Genomic DNA, 21,366 nt, shown 5'->3' on the forward strand with positions numbered 1-21,366 from the left:
ATCCACTGGTGTAATGTACTTTTTGGAATGTTGAGTTCTTCTGCCAAGTCTCCGAGTGTCTTGGTCTGTTCTTGGATAAATTTTACCGTTTGTTTCTTAAATTCTTCATTGTATCGTTGCCGCTGTTCTCCCATGTGGACACACCTCCGTTAGCCTTATTATCCTTCTGTCCGTTATTGGGTGTCCACTTTTTATTCTAGCTCCAGTAGGTTCGTTAGCGCTTAGAGTGAGTGAAGAGGGGGAATTCCTTTTGAGACAATCGCAACCCTTTTTCAGGTTAAGACGGGCGCGCTGTCCCATCCATACGTTTGTTTCGGATTACTGCACTTATATGAGTGGAAAGAGGACAGCTAACATGTTCTTTTTTACATGTCATGGTGAATTGTGTAACTTTTTCTCTTCCGATGCGTTAAATACGTTTGTATGTAATGAAACGGCTCACCTAAGAGCTTGCAGAGAGGGAGGTTATCGGGATGTATTACTCATTGACGTATCGCAGCTGGTCGGATGAAAAACAAGCAGAAACCGGTGTGCTGGAGCAGGCTTCAGTGACGCGAGATGAGCTGTTCATGCGTAAGTTGGTGGATGCTACACTAGTCAAAAACAAACTGTGGGCACATCTGTCCAACGAGTGTCAGGATCAGCGGGAGCATGCCGTTTATGTGACAGCTTATGATACACAGATGCCGGAGGGATACGGTGGGGCAATTGCGGATACAGCGCTGGCCATGTGCAAAATGTCCTCTATGTACAGCCCAGAGTACATGCTGTGGAATGGACATTCCTTTGAGGAGCTAACGCTCACAGAGTCCTCTGTTTACACGATGGAGATTGCCGAACAGCTCCTGGATCACTATATGGTTCGCAGTGGCAAGACGTATGAGTTCTTGTATTCGGTGCTGGATGCAGATCGCAGGAAAGTGTTGTTTTTCATGAAGGAGGTGGATCTGTGATGAACGAAGAAGAGCGTAACGACAGGGCGAAGCCAGGTTCCAAAGCGAAGCTGGTGGCATTCTCCCTAATGCTGGCTGTTCCTGCTGTACTGGCTGGATGTGGCAGCAACAATGATGAATGTGATCCGGAGTACGATACCGGATGTGAGTATGATTCGAGTAGTGGACATTATTATTATGGCGGTGGCTCCTCTTATCGCAGCAACAAGGACGGCAGTAGCTCATATAGCTCATCCACATCCAAATCCAAATCAAGCGGGTTTGGCAGCTTCTTCCGCAGTTCGGGAGGATAACTCAATGAGGCAAGTGTATTCGTTGCCGTTCAGTCATGACGAGGTCTTTGGTGGTGAAGCAGGACAGCAGATTCCCTATCATCGCATGTATGGGAAGCAATATTGTGTTCCTGCACTGACGGTCTACAAACCATCCGAAGTAGAGGAGCTTCGTTCTGCGGCTGAAGCAGTGGACGCGATCTATTGCAAGGTGATGCGATTTATCCAGCGTTATATGCCTGATTCATTTCTAGAAAATCCGCTGGGCATCCACCCTGGACTTATTCCGGCAGCACGGATGGAGGCGGTCACTGGCGGGATCACCCGTCAGGACTGGATCATTGGCGAAGCTGGACTGAAGTGTATTGAAAATAATACCGACACCCCTACGGGCATACCGGAGGCTGCTTCGCTTGAAGGTATTTTGATCGGGCTGGCTGAGGATTCTGCGTGGACTTCGCCATCTGCCGAGATGGCTGCCCGCATTCGGGAATGCTTCCAGTCATGGCTGTCCTTCTATGCAGAGCAAGGATTGCAGGGGCCGGTGACATTCACCTCTTACGGAGATCATGTGGAGGATCGCACCAATACAGCCTATCTGATGGAGCGCTGCCGGGAAGCAGGATACGAGACGTATTATGCGCCGCTGGAGGAATTGGAGATTATGCCAGGTGAGGCACTATATCATCAGGGCAGGGAGATTCGTCTTTTGTACCGTCTCTATCCTCTGGAATATTTGATCGATGATCGGGATGAGCGCACGGGTGTGGAAGTCGGGGCGGCACTGCTTGAGCTTGTACGCGAAGGCCAGCTGGGCTTGATGAATCCCGTACAGCATGTGCTGATGCAGAGCAAAGGCTTCATGGCAGCCATCTGGTCACTTTATGAACGGAACGAGCAGACCCCGGAATATTGCGGGTTCACGCTCTTTAACGATGCAGAGATGGAGGTCATCTCCCGTTACCTGTTACCAACCTATTTCGCAGCTGAACCTTTCGAGCAGAGTGCACAGCCTTATGTAGCCAAGAGCTATTGGGGACGCGAAGGCCGAGGAACGCTTTTGCTGGATGGAGATACGAATCAACTTAGCCAACTACAGGATGTGTTTCAACCGCTGGACACTGTATTGGAGACCGCAGACTTAACCACTATTACAACCGATGAGAACGAAGCGAGTGAAGAGGAAGAGATTGCGGCCTATTATGACAACCAGCCCAAAATTTATCAGCAGATGGTTCCGATGGAGCAGGCCGTGATTCAGACTGAGGATGGGGTGTACAGTGGATATTTGCTCACAGGAGTGTTTGTCATTGGTGGGCGTTTTGCGGGTATGCTACCTCGGGTTGGAGAGAAGGTAACCGGAGATATGGCCTATTATTGCGCTGCTGTGGTACGTGAACGGATGAACGATGAGGAGGAGAAGGAATGGAGAACTTAGGGTTGAACCTGGTGAATGTTGCGGTGGGTATAGGTATTCTGCTCGTCGTACTGGTATGTGGATATTTTGCATTTAGCAAATTGACCCGCTATAACGATAGCGAAGAAATCGCTAAAGGTAATGAAGCGGCAGGCATGTACATGGGTAGCAAATTGTTAGGACTGTGTATCATTGTGGGTATGGTATCCTTCTCTACACATGCGTGGCTGGATATGCTCCTATGGTCGGTGCTGGGTATCATTATTCTATGCCTGGTATATATTATATTTGATTTCCTGATTCCCAAAATGCGGGTATGTGACGAAATCGCACGAGGCAATATGGCGGTGGCGCAGCTGCTGCGTTCGGTGATCATTGGTGTTTCCATCGTCATCGGTACTTTTTTGATGTAAAATAAATCCTGACGTAAACGTTAATGTAGAACGAATCTTATACGGAAGAAGGAGCATTGCATCATGAGAAGAGTCATCATCGATACAGATACAGCAGGAGACGATACGATTGCCATCCTGACCGCATTGCATCATTTTCAGGTGGAAGGCATTACGATTACAGGTGGAAACGTGCAGTTCGACCAAGAGGTTGAAAATGCCCTGTACACGGTACAGGTTGCTGGACATGGCGGCAAGGTGCCTGTATACAAAGGGTGTGAGCGTCCCCTAATGGCATACGGGCAAGCACAGCACCGTACGGTGGAAGATGTGCATGGTGACGACGGTATGGGCGGCGCACATTTTCCGAAGGCAGATCAACGTCCCGAGCAGGGGCATGCGGTTGATTTTATCATTGAGAAGGTTCATGCTAATCCAGGTGAGATTGAGCTTCTGGCAATTGCCCCGTTGACAAATATCGCGATGGCGATCCAGAAGGACCCCACCATTATTCCAGAGATTGCGCACTTGTATATCATGGGCGGAACGAATAATGCATTAGGCAATATCACACCGGCGGCAGAATATAATTTTTACGTCGATCCGGAAGCGGCCAAGATCGTACTGCATGCAGGCATTCCAATCACCATGGTAGGCTGGGAGATGTGTACCCAATATTCTGTCATGGATGATGACGATCATGCAGAGATCGCGGCGCTTGGCACATCTGGTGCCAATTTCTTCACGGCGATTAACAAAGTCGTCATGCAGTTCAACAAGTCAGTACATAAACTGAACGGCACTACACATCCGGATACATTGTTGATGGCTGTAGCCGCAGATGAATCACTTATGACGAAATCTGGTCAGTATTATGTGGATGTGGAAGCTGCGGGAGAACTGACGCGTGGATACAGTGTGGTGGATATCAACGGACGTTTCGGTAAAGCGCCAAATGTACGTGTATGTGAGGCGATTAACCGTCCTCAGTTCAAGTCCATGCTGCTGGATGTGCTATCAGCTATTCAATAAACGAAAGAACAACATCAACCGTACCTATAACAGGTACGGTTTTTTTATGTCTTTTTTACGATTCACGGTATTGTGAGTACAGAGTTCTTCTAGCCTTCTTGCAACAAAAATGAGCGAATGCCAGTGGTGACCAAATCATGGTCTTCCTCATCGGGCAAGCCCGAAACGGTGATTGTACCCACTTGTCCCTCATCTTCAAAGATCAGTGGGAAAGCACCACCGGCTAGTACATAGTCTGCGTCAGCCAGGTTATAATTTTGCTCAAGGGATTGGTTCTCGTTTCTCAGCCGCAGGGCGGTATGCCAAGAGCTGGAGGAGAAGTGGTTCACCACATTATTTTTACGTCTAATCCAGTTTTCGTTATCAGGATGTGTCCCCTCCATCGCATGCAAAAATAGACGGTGTCCCTTCAATGTGATGTCGATGGTTACGGCTTGTGCACGGCGTTTGGCTTCTGCGACGAGATGTAGGCCTAGCTGGAGTGCTGTTTCTGAATTAAACGTATGGAAGATCAAGTCCTTTTCTTCCTTCTGCATTCCCTTTAATTTTTCTGTCAGTGGTAGATTCAAATTAAGGTAGCTCCTCTTCAGTATGATTGTTGTCTACATTCGACATGGCTCGGGTCGGTACCTGCTGAGTGCAGATGGACGAGACAAGCACATCAAAGGTCGTGAACTGTGTTGCACCTCAGGGCAGTCATTTGGAGACCGTGTATCCACTGTGGTAAAGTAAGGGGAACGTAATAGACAACATTTTAAATATTAGAACTCATTTTAGGGCAGGTCCTAATAATCCTAAAGTAGTTATCACTTAGAGTTGCGCAGTAGACAGGAGGAGAGGGCACGATGCTGTTTTATTTTGTGGCACTGCTGGTGACATTAGTGGATCAAGGAACCAAGATCGCAGTGAGGATGTATATGGAAGTTGGAGATGTGATGAGACTCGGCGACTCTGGCATGCAGCTCCAACATTACGAGAACACCGGCATGGCCGGCAGTTTATTTCAGGGAAATGCACGCTTATTCGGCGTGATTGCTGTCCTGTTCATTGCAGGCATTTTATATTACCGCAGAAAAGGGGAGATTCGTGGTTTCTGGATGCAGGCTGGCGCAGGCTTCATGGTAGGTGGAGCGCTCGGTAATGCGCTCGACCGATTCATTTACGCCCGGGTAACGGATTTCCTGGTGTTCCCTTCTGGACGCGGCATCTTGAATCTCGCAGATGTTGCGATCAACATCGGTGTAGTGATGATTCTTATCGGCATGTTAATCCGTGCATTTCAGGGTTATCGCGCTAAACGATTACGTAATGCTTTGCCCAAAAATTGAACGTCCGTAACGTATAGAATAACAGCAGGTTGTTATAGGCCGTAAAGCTACTAAATGAGAGACATTGGATGAATTCCGATGTCTCTTTTTTGGTTGTTTTCCATCCCTTGAGTAGAATAGATCGCTTGATTCATTTTAACCGAAATCGTTTTAGAAATAAGAAAGGGCATTTTATGTCGATTGATGTAAGTACAGAAGTGTGTAGAGCGAATGGAAGAATTGCACATGGTTCCTCCAAGCACTCTATGGGTATGTATTTACATATTACGCAAAGGAGGTACAACATGAGAACATCAATTACTAAGGCTCTCGGGGCGCTATTGCTGTGTGGAATGATGGCTGTACTTCTATCTTCCTGTACGAGCAGAGATAGCGCGAATGGCAAAGTGCAGATTGAATTTTTTCAGAACAAGCCTGAGGCGAAGGCAACATTTGACGATCTGATCCAAACCTTCAACGCAGCGCATGCTGATATCCAGGTCACTCAGGTCAATCCTCCAGATGCCGAGACGGTTTTGAAGACGAGGGTTGTTAAGAATGACATACCCGATATTATGGCGATGGGTGCGACCGATACCTATTCCACGCTGGCTCAAAGCGATATTTTCACCGATCTGACAGACAGCTCCCTAGTCCAAACGATTGACCCCAATTACATACAGATGCTAAAGGACGTTACGGGAATGGATGAAGTGACAGGTATTCCTTACGCAACAAATGCAAACGGCATCATGTACAACAAAACGTTGTTTAACGAAATGGGACTGGACGTGCCCAAGACATGGGATGAGCTCATCGCTACAGCCCAGCAAATTAAGGATGCAGGCAAAATTCCCTTTTACTTCACATACAAAGATGACTGGCAGACCAATCTTCCGTTCAATGCACTGGGGCCTAACCTCGTTGGCATCGATTTCTATCTGGAACGTCGCGAGAATAAGGTGACCTTCAAGGAGAAGTACCGTGAGGTTGCGGAGAAACAGCTTGAACTGATGAAGTATGGTCATAGCGATAACTTCGGTAAAGCTTATTCGGATGGTAACCGGGCGTTTGCTAATGGTGAAGCTTTCATGTACATCCAAGGAACCTGGGCTATCCCAGAGATTCGTAAGGCGAATCCGAATGTGGACATTGGCTTCTTCCCGTTCCCAACCGGTAATGATGCAAGTCAGATCAAGCTTGTAAACGGTATCGATTCGTTGTTTACCATTGCGGCGGATACACCAAACCGTGCACAGGCCGAGGAGTTCATTGCCTTTTTGCTAGAGCCTGAGAATATCGGAAGATATATCGACGAACAGACATTGTTCTCTGCGGTAGAGGGCGTCAAGCAGGATGATCCTGCCGTGCAGGAATTGATGCCATATATTGAGCAGGGCAAGGTCATCGACTTCGCCGATCACTATATTCCAGCCGCTGTGCAACTAAATTCCATCGTGCAGTCCTTTTTGCAAAATCAAAATATCGATAACTATCTAGATACACTCGACAAAGAATGGGACAAGGTAGCGAACCGGCGTTAACCCTTGTCCGTAGGAGGATGGCATATGAACAAACGCATGGCACCTTATTATTGGATGACCGTTCCGGCGGTCGTATTGTTCTTCGTATTTATGACGCTGCCGGCGATCCAAGGGATCTATTATTCATTCACGAACTACAATGGTTTCGGTAAACAATATGATTTTGTCGGATTCAAAAACTACTTCAATCTATTTCGGGATGACAATGTGGGTAATGCCTACTGGTTTACCTTTAAATTCGCGATCGTGGTCACGATCTTAACGAATATCCTTAGCCTGCTTATTGCCCTTGGGCTCAATGCCAAGATTAAGTTCCGTAACTTTTTCCGTGGTATCTACTTTTTGCCCAATATTCTAAGTGTATTGATTGTAGGTTACATATTTAACTACCTGTTCTCCAACGTATTTCCGATCTGGGGACAGAACCTCGGCATCAACGCACTATCAACGAACATTCTGGGTAGCGAAAGCTTAGCCTGGATCGGAATCGTCATTGTGGCGGTGTGGCAGTCGGTGGCGTTAAACACCATTCTGTATTTGGCCGGTTTGCAAACGATATCACCAACACTGTATGAGGCATCAAGTATTGACGGTGCAGGAAAATGGCGTGAGTTCTGGAGTATTACCTTCCCGCTTATTGCACCATTCTTCACGATTAATATGGTGCTCGCGATGAAGAACTCGCTCATGGTCTTCGACCAAATCGTAGCGTTAACTAACGGTGGCCCCGGACGGGCAACGCAGTCAATCTCCCATCTAATCTACACAGGAGGATTCGAAGGCGGCGAATATGCATATCAGTCTGCGAACTCGGTTATTTACTTCATCGTTATTGCGGTGATTTCCATTCTACAAATCCGGTTCCTGCAAAGAAGGGAGATGGATCTGTAATGAAAAGCCGTCTAGGTACGAACTGGCTCGTGATGTTACTTGTTGTGCTAGGCACATTGTTTATCTTGTTCCCACTGTATATGACCGTTACGATTGCTCTAAAAAATCCAGAGCAGATGGCACAGTCGGTATTCGCCATTCCGACAACACTCCACTGGGAGAACTTCGCGAGTGCGATTGATATGACGAACTTCTTCCAGTCGTTCCGCAATAGTGCTATGGTGACCGCATCGACGGTTGTGCTCACACTTCTGAGTAACTCTATGGTCGCTTATGCGATATCACGTAATATGGAGAAACGAAAGTTTTTCAAAGGGCTATACTACTACTTCGTCAGTGCAATGTTCATTCCGTTTCCCATCATCATGCTGCCGATTGTTAAGTTGACGTCTTCGCTTGAGATGACTAACTTACTCGGTCTTACTTTGTTGCATACGGTCTATGGACTTGCCTTTAACGTATTTGTGTATGTGGGGTATATCCGTTCGATTCCGGTGACGCTGGAGGAGGCGGCATTTGTGGATGGTGCGACGACTTGGGGCACGTTCTGGCGGATCATTTTCCCGTTAATGGCACCGATCAGTGCCACCGTCGGTATTCTGACATGTCTGTCGACGTACAACGACTTCTTGCTGCCACTCGTCATTATCAGCGATCCGTCTCAATATACACTGCCACTGGTGCAGTATGTGTTCCAGGGTCAGTTCAATACAGATTTCAACCTAGCGTTTGCCTCCTATCTGCTCGCATTGTTGCCGATGATTATCATTTATCTATTCGCGCAGAAGTGGATTATTAACGGGGTGACACAAGGTTCTATTAAATAAACAGCTCTATTCTTCAAGTCTGAACCAACGGGTTCAGGCTTTTTTGTTGCATGTAAATATTATGAAAAAGCATCTTTTTCCATTCATTTTCAAAATTTTTGAAAAAAATAAAATTATTTTCGTAAAAGCGGATGCTTTTTCAGAAAGTCTATGCTACTATACCCCTTGTTTACATGTTGAAACATCAAGATTCAATGTCGGAAGTTTAAGTGCAATTATTTATTTTATGGAGATTAAAGAGGTGACATCATGAGTGCAGCCGTTACGGAAACAGGGACACAGCAACAGGGCAAATCGCTTAATCTGTTCGCATTAACCTGGCCGATTTTTCTGGAATTATTTTTGTTTATGTTAATGGGTACGGTCGATACGTTGATGATTAGTTCCGTGTCAGACAATGCAGTAGCTGGAATCGGAGCTTCGAATCAGATCATTACGATAGCTATTTTGCTCTTGGAGGTTGTCGGTAACGGAGCTGCGATTGTTGTTGCTCAATATATCGGATCGAAGAAGCTGTATGAAGCAGCCAAAATTACAGGTATGGCGATTACGCTGAACCTCATCGTGGGTCTATTGCTTAGCGGGGCTTTCCTTGTGTTCGGCGGAATGTTGCTAGAGAGAATGAACGTGCAGGGTGAGATTCTAGTCTATGCCAAAGCGTACATGCACATTGTCGGAGGCGCTATCTTCCTTCAAGCGTTGATTAATTCCTTGGCTGCGATTATTCGTACGTATGGATTTACCAAAGAGACGATGTATGTCTCCGTATTTATGAACGTGCTTCACGTTGGTTTGAACTACGTTCTCATCTTTGGTCACTTTGGCATGCCAGCACTTGGGGTAGAGGGTGCGGCGATCTCAACGATTGTGAGCCGTTTTGCCTGTCTGTTGATCTTCTTCTGGTTGATGTATCGTGTGACCGAAGTACGGGTGGAGATCAAGTTCTACCTGCAATTTACGAAAAACTATGTAGCGAAGATTCTGAAGATTGGTATTCCATCCGCAGTAGAGCAGATTATGTACCACTCTTGTCAGCTTGTCTTTTTCTTCTATGCTACGTTCCTGGGTGCAGAAGCACTGGCTTCTCGCCAATATGCGCATAATATCTCGTCTTATATCTATCTATTCAGTATGGCGATTGGTATGGGTACAGCGATTATGGTGGGACGACTGGTGGGTGCCAAGCAGCAAGAGACAGCTTACCAGCGTGTTTGGAAAAGTGTAAAGTGGGCCATGATTGTGACCATCGCCGTCGATCTCGTGGTGATTGCATTCCGTGTGCCACTTGTAGGCTTGTTCACGGATAACCCGGAAGTGATTCGTATTGCTGCACAGGTGATCCTGCTCAGTATCGTGCTCGAAACAGGACGCACGACCAACATCGTTATCATTAACTCCCTTCGTGCGGCAGGAGATGCTAAGTTCCCCGTATACATGGGACTGATCTCGATGGTCTGCCTAAGCTTGCCGCTAGGATACCTGTTTGTATTCCAACTGAACATGGGTCTGGCAGGAATCTGGCTAGCCATTGCAGCCGATGAGTGGACACGAGCCTTCATTATGTACTTCCGCTGGAAGAGCCGCGCTTGGGAGAAACACGCCCTTGTGGATCATGACGAGGATGATTCGATCGGAGCGCAGCCCGTTCCAGCGGTATAAGGTAGAAGCTAATATTAACTATTCGCCGAAATAGGATGACTGATGTCGTCCAGTTCGATAGTAGAGCCGATTATAGGGAGTAATGTTCCTATAGTCGGCTTTTTTCTATGGTTTGCTGTCGCTAAACATAAATGTAGCAAAAATGATCAAAACGATTACGTCTCATTTCCGTATAGTACAGATATAGAAGGGGGCTGCACTTCAATTTGAATCTATACAGTGAAATGGTTCAGCAAAGTCTGTATTTTATTGAGACTCGTCTGTACGAAGATATAGGGCTTGAAGAAGTGGCTTCAGAAGCTGGATTATCGCCCTATCACTATCACCGGGTATTTCGGAAAGAGGTAGGTATGACCGTTGTAGAATATATTCGCAACCGCCGTTTGAGTGAGACTTCCACCATACTTAGATCTACCAATATAGGAATCTTGGACATTTCCCTTGGGTGTGGGTTTGAAAGCCAGGAAGCATTCACGCGTGCATTTAAAAAGGTGTACGGACTGCCACCAGGTCGATTTCGCAAATTGTTTAACCTGAAGCTATTTAAAGCTAAATCTAGAGGAGGAGAATTAAGGATGAATGAAACATCAACTGTTCAAGGATGGATCTTAACAGGAGGCCACCCACAAAATTATGAAATGGGCATAGATCCTACAATGGTACATCAAGGTAAATCCTCAGGGTATTTGAAATCCATCACACCGATGGAGATGAATGAGTTTGCTACGATGATGCAACAATTCAAAGCAGATAAGTATGTAGGCAAACGGATGAAGTTCTCTGGATTCGTCATGACCGAAAAGGTTGAGCACTTCTGTAGCCTATGGATGCGGGTGGATAATAACGTTCAGGATGTTCTCCAGTTTGATAACATGCATGATCGGCCGATTTCTGGCACACAGCCTTGGAATCAATACCATATTGTACTCGATGTGCCAGAGGGCAGTGCAGTTATATCATTTGGGGTTATTTTATACGGGAAAGGAAAAGTGTGGGTGGATAGCTTCCGTTTTGAAGAAGTGGATCGTAATACGCCAGTTACCCACATGGATACCGAATATGAGATGATGGATGAACCGGTGAATCTGTCATTCGAAGAATAGAAGATGTGTACTATACTTTGTGCATAGTATAGCCAACCTGATACACGGGGTGGCTCTTTTTGTCGTTCGTGGGGTATAAAACAAGGGAAACAAAGCTCAAGCTGGGGAATATGGATGTCAGGCGAAGGTGGGTACTTAGGTGTGCAGATGTGAATCAGGCTGCATAGCCAATTTGCCAAACCCTTGGTACCATATATCTATGAATCGTTTTGATGTGATATCAATCAACAGAAATTTACACGAGAGCGAAGAGGATGGAAATAACCTGAAGAAGCAGAGCGGTCGGCTGAAAGCTTTCTGTAAGAAAGCTGCATCGGAAGCATATGCTATCCCCGGATTTCACCTTTGAACAAGGGAATCAAAAAAATCTGGGGATAACAGTGATCGGAAGGTTGTTCCATCATCGTAGTGGCAAGTGTAAATGTTCTTTTGTTCAATAAACACAGAAGTAACTGATGAAATAACGGAAGAGGATGAATCCGATGAATAAAAAAGTGCTGGTTGTGGATGACGAAACAAGTATTGTCAGTGCCATCGCCTATGCTTTGCGCCGGGAAGGCTATGAAGTGGAGACGGCCAATGATGGGGAAGAAGCACTGGAGAAGGTGGCAACGTTCCATCCGCAGGTTATGATTCTAGACGTGATGATGCCGAAGCTCGATGGCTACGGTGTATGTCGTAGACTTGAGGATCGGGAGGATATTGGCATTATTTTATTAACGGTTAAAAATGATATTGTAGACAAAATCGTGGGCCTGGAAATGGGCGCCGATGATTATATGACGAAGCCGTTCGAGATTCGCGAACTGCTGGCCAGAGTGAAAGCCCTGATGCGCCGTGTGGAGAAGAGCAGTCCACCACCTGAGGATCAGAAGAGCCAAGCGATTATTAATGGAGCTCTGCGTATTCATGTTGCTCATCGCACCGTCACTGTAAATGATGAGAAGCTGGAGCTTACGCCAAAGGAGTTCGACCTACTTACGATTCTGATGTCCAATCCAGAACGCGTATACACCCGCGATGATCTGCTGGATCGAGTATGGGGGATGGAGTATGCAGGGGGTACCCGTACGGTGGATATCCATATTCAGCGTCTTCGCAAAAAAATTGGTGATACGGATCAGGAGAAGCTACAGACCGTCTACGGGATCGGATATAAGGCATCTGCTCCCGAAGCGAGTGGACGGATATGAGAGTGAGCATCAAACTGAAATTCAGTGTTTTCCTCGCAGCCTTGCTGATTCTCACGGTTGTCGTGCTCAGCTACCTCGTATTACGCGGTATCGAGCGCAACCAGCAAACGCAGATCGAGGACATTCTGTCACAACAGACCCGTCTAGTGAATCTGAACGTACGACAGTCCTACTATACGGAGTCGATCCACCTGGAGCCCGATGCATTTTTACAACAGAGCGGTCGCCGGCTTGCCCAGGAACTTGCTAACTCCACAGGGCTTCCTATCGCTCTATATGATATGAAGGGGCAACAGGTGGGCTCATCCATCACAACCGGAGAACGTACAGAAGATATGACGGAGACGCTGAATTATGTGCTTCAAAATAAGATCGTGTATCGGGAGCAGGGGGAGACGCTTCTCTATGTTGCTCCACTTGATGGGCCAGATGGACAGATGGGTGCTGTGCGAATGCAGTATTCCATCCAGAGTTATCACGAATTCTACGCTCGAATCTTGAATTTATTTATGTGGGCAGGAATTGCCGTGGTAGGGTTGAGCTTTATTCTCGGTTATCTTTTCTATAATCGATTTGCTGTGGCGATCACACGCTTGAAGAAGTCGGCGGATTCCATTCGCGAAGGGGATTATATCGAAGCATCGCCTGTGAAACGGAAGGATGAGCTGGGGGAGCTAGGTCAGGGCATTTATTATATGAGCAACTCCATTCGTCAGAATATTACAGCGATGCATGATGAGCAGCAGAAACTGAAGCTAGCCATCGAGAAGCTTCAAGCGCTCGAACAACAGCAGAAACAATATATCGGGAACATTAGTCATGAGTTCAAGACACCGCTCACCTCGATCAAGGCCTATGTTGAATTACTGAATATGTACAAGGACGATCCTCAGTTATTGGAGGATGCGACCAATAACATTGGCAAAGAAACAGAGCGATTGTATGAGATGGTAGAGAAGGTGCTGCACATCTCGGCACTGGAGAAGTATGATTTTGAGAATCAGGCTGAGGATGTCGAAGTTCGGGCATTATTGGAGGATGCTTGTGGACGGATGCGCGGCAAAGCGGAGAAATTCGGGCTTGCGATGGAACTGAATCTAGAGTCTGCAACCATTCACAGTGACCGGGAGAATCTAATGCACATCTTCATCAATCTGTTGGACAACGCTATTAAGTATAACGAACCAGCCGGTGTGATTCGTGTCTACAGTGAACCACGTGTGGAAGAACAGAAGGCGATTATTCGTATCTTCAACTCGGGCACACCGATTCCAGAAGAGTCACGTGAGAAGATATTTGAACCTTTTTACACCGTTAACAAAGATCGAGCCAGAAAGACCGGGGGCACAGGCCTGGGGCTGTCACTCGTGAAGCAATTTGTAGAAAAACAGGGCGGAACCATTCGGCTAGTACCGCTGCATAAGGACGAAGAAGAAGGAACAACGTTTGAATTGACTTTTCCACTTGTGAATCCAAGTTTACAAGTTGGAAACAATTTTGAATAACTTTGGATGTAACCCATCGGTATGATTGATCTATAGACAGCATTCAGGGGGGAACATGATGAATTGGAAACAGATGGCTTTAGGTGCGGTTGGGGCGATAACACTCTTGTCTTTAGTGGCATGTGGGGGAAATACAGGAACGAACGGTAGCATGGGGAGTGGCGCAGGAGGGACAGATATCGTCGTTAAAGATAATACGAATCCATCCGTATACCAGAGCTTCAAGCTTGAGAAAATCGATAAAATCGCAAATATTCGCGGTGTGGATTGGTTATCGTCAGATTTAATTTTGCTAGATAAGCCAAATCAAGATCTTAAGCCAGTCACGGTTGAGGGAGAAGAGCGGTATCCGCACAATATATATATGCATGACCTTGCAAAAGGAACAGATACGTTGATAAAAGAGAGCGATGTAAGTCTTGCGGCGCCAATGGCTTCACCGGATGGGCAATATGTTTTCTATCGTGAGCCTGAGGAGAGTGTAGGCAAAGGCTTCATTCTGAATCTGAATAATGGCGAGTCTGTACTGACGGGTAAAGATATGGGATTTGTAGGTGAGGGTGCGTGGCTGGATAATACACATGTTGCGTATCCGAATATGGATGGCAATCTGGTCTCGGCCGATGTCGAAGGCAACACCAAAGTATTAGTCGAGGTAGGTAGCTTCAACATTCGTAGTGTAGAGGTTACCGGCAGCACAGTATACTACATTACGGGTGAGGACGGTCAACTGAACGCTTACGATGCGGAGACAGGCGAAGTGAAACAGGTTCTGAAAAGTGTGGAGTGGGTTATTCCGTCCAACGATGGTACGAGACTAGCTATTGTGAAGAAAACAGCCGATACGAAGCGTGCGCTAGTGATTACTGATCTAGAAGGCAATGAGAAAGCTACGCTTGCGCGCGGCACGCAAATATTTGGCACAAGCTGGTCGCAAGATGATTCCAAAATTGCCTATACAATCAATTCCGAGAGTGATAACGAAAAAGGATTGTTTGTGTCTAACACCGAGTCGGCCGAACAATTCCAGATCTCTGCGGACATGGATAACGTGTCTGATCCGCTTGCTTGGAGCCCAGAAGGCAGTAAAATATTGCTGTCACAGTCTGTGCTGGACAGTGCAGGTTATCACTTTGAGACCTCTATAATTACCATCTCAGAGTGAGTTGAATCGATCAATGGAAGGGAAAGGTCCAGCATAATTCCATAACTTGCTTGCCTTTCTATACATTTATATTGACTAAGTCCTTGCGCTTCCGATAAACTAGAATGCAGGAATTAAAGTCGAATGTTGTGCAGCAGTTCGAGACATTTGTTTCGGGCGGCTGTTTCTTTTTCTTTTTGACAAGTATGCATATGCATAGTCGATTGGGACGATTAGGTTACGAAGCAAGGGCACACCGTTGTCGGCATGCCGGGAATCCGGCCAATATCAACATGGAATAGGAACAGGTGATATACATGTGTAACAGCGCGTACCGCGTGCTTTTATATTATAAGTTCGTGAAGATTGAAGACCCAGAAGCATTTACGCAAGAGCATTTGCAATATTGTAAGGATCTAGGTGTAAAAGGTCGTATTCTCATTGCTGCTGAAGGCATCAACGGAACGGTGTCGGGAACACCAGAACAGACCGAGCAATACATGAAGGACATGCATGCGAATCCGTTGTTCAGCGATATGGTGTTTAAGATTGATGATGTAGAAGAGCATGCATTCAAAAAAATATTTGTTCGTCACAAAGCAGAGTTGGTCACCTTCCGTGTGGACGAAGAGCTTGACCCCAATGTGGTTAGCGGCAAACGCCTCTCACCGAAGGAGTTCCACGAGCATTTGCAACGTGATGACGTTATCGTGATCGATGGGCGTAATGACTATGAATACGAAATTGGTCACTTCCGCGGAGCGATCCGTCCGGACGTCGAGTCGTTCCGTGAGTTTCCAGAGTGGATTCGAGAGAATCTCGGCGACATGAAGGACAAAAAGATCATTACCTACTGCACGGGCGGTATTCGTTGTGAGAAACTGACTGGATTCATGATTAATGAAGGGTTCCAGGATGTAGCTCAACTTGAGGGCGGCATTGTAACGTATGGTCAAGATCCAGAAGTACAAGGTCGTTTGTTTGACGGTAAATGTTATGTATTTGATGAACGTATTTCCGTACCAATCAATCGTACAGACGAAGATATTGTGATTGGTAGCTGCTATCACTGCGGAACAACGCATGACCGATATATTAATTGTCCAACCTGCAACCTACAGCATGTAAGCTGTGAGGATTGTGAAGAGACGCATAACCGCTTTTGCTCGGATGCTTGCCGGGAGGCAGCACCAGTACACGCATAAGCAGGGAGAGCAGGTGCTGCACGTGAAACGTGAAGATGAAATGACGACGCGTGAACGGATCTTGTTCATGCTGAAGCGACAAGGCACGTTGACCGCGAGGGAGATAACGGCTGAACTGGGGCTGACAGGTATGGCTATTCGCCGTCACCTTACGTCACTGGAGCAAGAAGGGCTAATTGAGGTTCACGAAGCCCGTGCTACAGCAGGACGCCCGTCATCGGTGTATCATCTGACGGGGCTGGGAGATAATTTTTTCCCGAAGTCCTATCCTTCGCTTACACTGGAGTTGTTAGAGGAACTATCGGAATCTGCGGGAAGTGGCATTGTAGATACGTTGTTTGAGAGCCGCAGGGATAAACTGTTGCGTAATGGTTTGCCTCAGATGGAGGGTCAGGATCTGGCTGGACGTGTAGAGGAACTGGCGCGTATTCAAAATAACAACGGATATATGGCAGATGCTTCGCAAGAGGATGACGGTACTTATGTCATTACGGAACTGAACTGTCCAATTGTGCAGGTGGCAAGTGTCTATAAACAGGCGTGTCGCTGTGAATTAGAGTTGTTCCGTTCGTTGCTGAAGGCTGATGTGGAGCGCACAGAATGTTATGCCGATGGTGGCAAGAAATGCACATATCAGATTCGTGAAGCATCGGGAAATTAATGATGCTGAGTTAACATGAATAGGTTAAATATAAGATTGTTTCGATCTGTCGAAACAGTCTTTTTTTGTTTGGGGAATACGTAATTACGCTTTTTGAAGACTTGGTTACGTGTTATAATGAAACAAGCATCCGGTGCTTTTCTACATCTATATATTTGTTGGAAACTCAACTTATATATTCTGTTAATTTTGCACATAGGAGTGAACAATGATGAATGAACTGCTTGATCCCAAGAATGATTACGTATTCAAACGAATCTTTGGAAGTGAGGATAATAAGGATGTACTTCTGGCCTTCCTTAATCAGACGTTCAAGAATGCAGGGGAGTCCCTGCTAACAGAAATTGTTTTACTTAATCCATATACGGACAAGAACACACCGAGAGAAAAGCAGTCCATACTGGATATTCACGCAAAAACAGATAAAGGCAAACTAATTAATGTGGAAATGCAGTTGTTTAACCAGTATGATTTAGAGAAAAGAACTTTGTTTTATTGGGGAAAACAATTCTCTGGACAATTACTTGAGGGTCAGCGTTATAGTCAGCTCAAAAAATGTGTGACAATCAATATTATAAATTTTTGCATGCTTCCAAATGACCAGTACCACAACGTATTTCATTTGAGAGAAGATACTACACATATACCGTTGACAGATGATTTAGAAATTCACTTTATGGAGATTCCTAAGTTAAACGATACCAACATCAAGATGGAAGACGGATTAGTGCGCTGGTTATTATTTCTTAAAGGAATAACAAAATCTAGCTGGGAGGCGTTAATGATGCATGAATTGGAACCTGCATTGAAGAAGGCCATGAGTGTGTTGGAGTTTCTAAGTCAAGATGAGCAGGCGCGTCAACAATACGAGGCACGGCAAAAGTTTTTGCGCGATGAGGCATCAATGATTGAAGGTGCACGTGAAGAAGGATTGAAGAAAGGCATGAAAGAAGGAGAAGCAGAGAGTAAACGCAAGATCGCACAAAATATGCTTTCCATGGGTCTTGACCAAGGTACCATTATGAAAGCCACAGGACTAACCTCTGCTGAATTAAAAGTGATACAGGAAGAGCAGAACTAAACACACTACTATATAGAGGAATCGAATTGCATGATCGGTGTCCTTTGGTGCACGATCTCAAGTGATACTGAAAATATTATATGAAACTAGAAAGTGTCTGAAAACTAATAAATAATCTGAATAAAACGAGTAAGGTAACGAGGGGATAAAGTATATTCATCAACGAGCCTTTCTCCCTACACCGTCGATGTTAACGAATCTGAGAGACCTTATTCAGCCATATAACGACCAATGGAAATGGTAACGAATCTGAGAAACGTTATATGACGAAATACAGCGTAATGGATCTAATCCTAGCCCTAAAAAGTCGTATTAGCGTGTCAACGATTCGTTAGAATTTCCTGAATGCAATTTTACCGCGAATAAGGCCGACTGAGTTCGTTAGAGGTGGAGCATGATCGAAAGCCGTGATTCTCACATCTGACGCTAACTTAAGTGCACTGTCTACCTTTTATCGTTCGTCGCCTTCTCAACCCTAGTGCATCACTTTCCCTTGATGTACTCCAGCATGCCCGCGGTAAACGTCCTTGCTTGAACCAGACATTCATCAAACCTGCTTTTTTAAGAACCTTTCTAGTCACGTCCTAGACAGCCCATGTAACTTATGGGTTGTCTTTTTGGTTTGTGTAATGTTTTCTATCACCGATAATCAATTAATCCAAATTGGAAGCGGTTCAACCATTGACGGGAAGGAAGACGCCCCTTAATATTAGGGAAACAATATAAGAGGTTGTTCAAAAGTCCGCTTTTGATTACGAAGTATGCCTAATGGCATGATCAGCATCGAATATGGAATTCAGCCGAAATAAGTGGATGCTTACGAAGGTCTTTCCTTCGGAAACAATGTAGTTGCTCACGTAGCTTGATCTACGCTCGCTACTCCATTTCTAGCTTCATCCCATCTTCTCGGTACTGAAAACCGACTTTTTGAACACACAATAAAAGACAAACATCGGTCATGGTCATCAGTCACATGGAGGATCGTCTGCATTTGTCTGCTTTTGTCGATAAAAGCAACAATGCGTTGATGCGTTCGCTATGTCCCGCCCTATCGTGTCAACAGAGTGATGAGGGCAACAACATTTTATTCGATGGAGAGGGGTTCTCACATGAAAAAGAAATTTTGGTTGTCTCTAATGATGGTTGCATCGATGATCGTAGCAGCTGGTTGCGGTAATAATGGCGGTACAGCTACTGAATCTGAGGGCACTGGCGGCAGTGCAGGCGAAGGAAGCGCAGAGAAATCATATCGCATCGCTATCTCACAAATCGTAGAACATCCTTCACTTGATGCTACACGTGAAGGATTCATTGCAGCGCTGAAGGATGCAGGGATCGAAGAGAACAAGAACCTCAGCATTGACTATAATAATGCGCAAGGCGATTCAACGAATAATCTATCCATTGCTCAGAAAATTTCAGGAGATTCCAAAAATGATCTTGTACTTGGGATCGCTACACCATCTGCATTAGCCTTGGCTCAGCAAGTGAAGGAGAAGCCATTACTCTTCGCAGCGGTAACCGATCCACTGGGGGCTAAACTGGTGAGTGACATGGACAAGCCGGGTGGCAACATAACGGGGGCATCCGACACCAACCCAGCAGCCATTGTGCAGCTGGCTGATTTTATTGCTAAACATCTAACGGATATCAAAACGGTAGGTCTTGTCATTAACGAAGGTGAACCGAATGCAGTGGTTATGGCGAAAAATGCGGAAGAGGCTCTTGCGAAGCATGGCATTACGCTAGTTAAAGCCCCTGTGACCAATACATCTGAAGTTAAACAAGCGACGGATTCCCTGGTGGGTAAAGTCGATGCTTTCTATATCACACTCGACAACTCTGTCGTTAGCGCGGTAGATACGATCATTCAGACGGCAAACAAAAACCAAATTCCGTTCTTCTCTAGTGACCGGGATACTGTTGAAAAGGGTGCTTTTGCAACCGTTGGCTTCAAATATTATGATCACGGATATCAAGTGGGAGAAATGGCTGCGGATATTCTGAAGAACGGCACAAACCCAGGAGATATGAAAGTAACCGTTCCAGATAAGCTGGATCTAATTCTGAACCTGAAAGTAGCTGAAGCTCAAGGTATCACAGTTACCGATGAGATGAAGGCAGAAGTGAAGGATCAGGACAATAACATTATTCAATAATTGAACCGGGGCATAACCGGGTGAGTGGAACGAGGCGAACATGCAGGTCGGTTCGCCTTATTCTTTTCAATAAATAGGGAGGAAGCAACGTGAGTATAAGCTGGAGTTCAATTGAAGGAGCGATAGAGCTCGGTCTGTTATATGCATTAATGGCACTCGGCGTATATATTACGTTCCGAATCCTCGACTTCCCCGATCTCACCGTTGACGGAAGTTTCACAACAGGAGGAGCCATTGCGGCGGTGATGATCTCGAACGATTTCTCTCCTTGGCTCGCCTGTCTTGCAGCAATGGGTGGTGGCATGTTGGCTGGTATATGTACGGGATTACTTCATACGAAGGGTAAGATTAATGGCTTGTTATCCGGTATCCTGATGATGATTGCCCTGTACTCTATCAACCTGCGTATTCTAGGCGGGGCGCCGAATAAGTCCATTATGGGTATGGACAGTCCGTTCTCGGGTGAGCATGTCATGGTCATCATTATCATCGTTGTACTGCTATTCAAGATCATGCTGGATCTGTTTATGAAAACAGATATCGGACTTGCGCTTCGTGCAACAGGGGATAACAAACGTATGATCCGAAGCTTTGGAGCCAATACCGATGTAACGACAATTGTTGGTGTCAGCCTGTCCAATGGATTGGTTGCTTTGTCTGGAGCATTTATTGCGCAGCAAGCTGGCTTTGCAGATATTACGATGGGGATTGGTATGATCGTTATCGGACTTGCCTCAGTTATTATCGGAGAAGCGATTCTAGGGGCAAGAACTGTATTCTGGGCAACCCTGGCGGCTGTGGTCGGTTCAATCATATATCGGATTGTTGTGGCAATCGCACTTGAAGTGCCTTGGTTCGATACGTCTGACATGAAATTGATTACTGCTATTATTGTTATTATTGCTCTCGTGTTCCCTTCCCTGCGCCGCTCGATGAAACAAAAGAAGCTGGCACGCAGAAGAATGCAAGAGCTGATGCAATCGACAGGTCATCAGACGACGACGAAGGGAGGCATGTGATC

22 protein-coding genes are annotated in these 21,366 nt (G+C 45.9%); 20 read left to right on the forward strand and 2 right to left on the reverse strand.

Going from position 1 to position 21,366, the window contains the following annotated elements:
- On the reverse strand, positions 1 to 134 hold a 134-nt coding region (locus ASD24_RS24980), incomplete at its 3' end, for a transposase (RefSeq protein WP_156395549.1).
- Between the two features lie 339 nt (positions 135 to 473).
- On the opposite strand from ASD24_RS24980, the gene ASD24_RS30810 reads away from it, so the two are divergent.
- The 5 genes from ASD24_RS30810 to ASD24_RS25005 all read left to right on the forward strand — a co-directional run bounded on the left by ASD24_RS30810 (position 474) and on the right by ASD24_RS25005 (position 4,066).
- Positions 474 to 953 carry a hypothetical protein gene (locus ASD24_RS30810; protein WP_235540832.1) on the forward strand — a complete coding sequence of 160 codons (480 nt, stop codon included), beginning with the start codon at positions 474 to 476 and terminating at the stop codon, positions 951 to 953.
- On the forward strand, positions 953 to 1,246 hold the full coding sequence (locus ASD24_RS24990) for a hypothetical protein (RefSeq protein WP_056701759.1): 294 nt from the start codon (positions 953 to 955) through the stop codon (positions 1,244 to 1,246). Before ASD24_RS30810 ends, ASD24_RS24990 begins: the two co-directional genes overlap by 1 nt.
- Before the next feature lie 4 nt (positions 1,247 to 1,250).
- A complete protein-coding gene (locus tag ASD24_RS24995; protein WP_056701761.1) occupies positions 1,251 to 2,663 on the forward strand; it encodes a glutathionylspermidine synthase family protein in 1,413 nt (470 codons plus the stop codon).
- A complete protein-coding gene (locus ASD24_RS25000; RefSeq protein WP_056701763.1) occupies positions 2,651 to 3,055 on the forward strand; it encodes a DUF350 domain-containing protein in 405 nt (134 codons plus the stop codon). Before ASD24_RS24995 ends, ASD24_RS25000 begins: the two co-directional genes overlap by 13 nt.
- Before the next feature lie 63 nt (positions 3,056 to 3,118).
- A complete protein-coding gene (locus ASD24_RS25005) occupies positions 3,119 to 4,066 on the forward strand; it encodes a nucleoside hydrolase (RefSeq protein WP_056701765.1) in 948 nt (315 codons plus the stop codon).
- An 89-nt stretch (positions 4,067 to 4,155) separates the two neighbouring features.
- Here the strand turns inward: ASD24_RS25005 and ASD24_RS25010 are convergent, their stop codons facing one another.
- Positions 4,156 to 4,635 (reverse strand): heme-degrading domain-containing protein, encoded by a 480-nt coding sequence (locus ASD24_RS25010; RefSeq protein WP_082560548.1) that lies wholly within the window; start codon positions 4,633 to 4,635, stop codon positions 4,156 to 4,158.
- Positions 4,636 to 4,657: 22 nt separating this feature from the next.
- Between ASD24_RS25010 and ASD24_RS30465 the strand changes: the two genes are divergently transcribed.
- The 15 genes from ASD24_RS30465 to ASD24_RS25085 all read left to right on the forward strand — a co-directional run bounded on the left by ASD24_RS30465 (position 4,658) and on the right by ASD24_RS25085 (position 21,364).
- Entirely contained in the window at positions 4,658 to 4,798 is a 141-nt protein-coding gene (locus tag ASD24_RS30465) for a hypothetical protein (protein ID WP_156395550.1), read from the forward strand.
- A 113-nt stretch (positions 4,799 to 4,911) separates the two neighbouring features.
- Positions 4,912 to 5,394, forward strand: coding sequence for a signal peptidase II (lspA, locus tag ASD24_RS25015; RefSeq protein ID WP_056701767.1), 483 nt, complete (start codon positions 4,912 to 4,914; stop codon positions 5,392 to 5,394).
- Between the two features lie 332 nt (positions 5,395 to 5,726).
- Complete coding sequence (locus ASD24_RS25020; RefSeq protein ID WP_397349475.1) at positions 5,727 to 6,917, forward strand: ABC transporter substrate-binding protein; 1,191 nt, start codon at positions 5,727 to 5,729, stop codon at positions 6,915 to 6,917.
- 24 nt (positions 6,918 to 6,941) lie between these two features.
- Positions 6,942 to 7,808, forward strand: coding sequence for a carbohydrate ABC transporter permease (locus tag ASD24_RS25025; protein WP_056701770.1), 867 nt, complete (start codon positions 6,942 to 6,944; stop codon positions 7,806 to 7,808).
- On the forward strand, positions 7,808 to 8,635 hold the full coding sequence (locus ASD24_RS25030; protein ID WP_056701772.1) for a carbohydrate ABC transporter permease: 828 nt from the start codon (positions 7,808 to 7,810) through the stop codon (positions 8,633 to 8,635). The genes ASD24_RS25025 and ASD24_RS25030 overlap by 1 nt, the downstream gene beginning before the upstream one ends.
- Positions 8,636 to 8,884: 249 nt before the next feature.
- Positions 8,885 to 10,294, forward strand: coding sequence for an MATE family efflux transporter (locus ASD24_RS25035; protein ID WP_056701775.1), 1,410 nt, complete (start codon positions 8,885 to 8,887; stop codon positions 10,292 to 10,294).
- 224 nt (positions 10,295 to 10,518) lie between these two features.
- A complete protein-coding gene (locus tag ASD24_RS25040; RefSeq protein WP_056702189.1) occupies positions 10,519 to 11,397 on the forward strand; it encodes a helix-turn-helix domain-containing protein in 879 nt (292 codons plus the stop codon).
- A 482-nt stretch (positions 11,398 to 11,879) separates the two neighbouring features.
- Positions 11,880 to 12,590, forward strand: a complete 711-nt coding sequence (locus ASD24_RS25050; RefSeq protein WP_056701778.1) for a response regulator transcription factor — start codon at positions 11,880 to 11,882, stop codon at positions 12,588 to 12,590.
- Positions 12,587 to 14,095, forward strand: a complete 1,509-nt coding sequence (locus ASD24_RS25055; RefSeq protein WP_056701781.1) for a sensor histidine kinase — start codon at positions 12,587 to 12,589, stop codon at positions 14,093 to 14,095. The genes ASD24_RS25050 and ASD24_RS25055 overlap by 4 nt, the downstream gene beginning before the upstream one ends.
- A gap of 55 nt (positions 14,096 to 14,150) precedes the next feature.
- Entirely contained in the window at positions 14,151 to 15,260 is a 1,110-nt protein-coding gene (locus ASD24_RS25060) for a hypothetical protein (protein ID WP_162248973.1), read from the forward strand.
- 296 nt (positions 15,261 to 15,556) lie between these two features.
- A complete protein-coding gene (gene trhO, locus ASD24_RS25065) occupies positions 15,557 to 16,444 on the forward strand; it encodes an oxygen-dependent tRNA uridine(34) hydroxylase TrhO (RefSeq protein ID WP_056701784.1) in 888 nt (295 codons plus the stop codon).
- Positions 16,445 to 16,466: 22 nt separating this feature from the next.
- Positions 16,467 to 17,105 carry a helix-turn-helix transcriptional regulator gene (locus ASD24_RS25070; protein WP_056702190.1) on the forward strand — a complete coding sequence of 213 codons (639 nt, stop codon included), beginning with the start codon at positions 16,467 to 16,469 and terminating at the stop codon, positions 17,103 to 17,105.
- A gap of 211 nt (positions 17,106 to 17,316) precedes the next feature.
- Entirely contained in the window at positions 17,317 to 18,186 is an 870-nt protein-coding gene (locus ASD24_RS25075; RefSeq protein ID WP_056701785.1) for an Rpn family recombination-promoting nuclease/putative transposase, read from the forward strand.
- Between the two features lie 1,109 nt (positions 18,187 to 19,295).
- On the forward strand, positions 19,296 to 20,345 hold the full coding sequence (locus tag ASD24_RS25080) for an ABC transporter substrate-binding protein (RefSeq protein ID WP_056701787.1): 1,050 nt from the start codon (positions 19,296 to 19,298) through the stop codon (positions 20,343 to 20,345).
- Positions 20,346 to 20,434: 89 nt separating this feature from the next.
- Positions 20,435 to 21,364 (forward strand): ABC transporter permease, encoded by a 930-nt coding sequence (locus ASD24_RS25085; RefSeq protein ID WP_082560549.1) that lies wholly within the window; start codon positions 20,435 to 20,437, stop codon positions 21,362 to 21,364.
- Positions 21,365 to 21,366 lie beyond the last annotated feature (2 nt).

The organism is Paenibacillus sp. Root52, from assembly GCF_001426865.1.
Taxonomy (GTDB): domain Bacteria; phylum Bacillota; class Bacilli; order Paenibacillales; family Paenibacillaceae; genus Paenibacillus.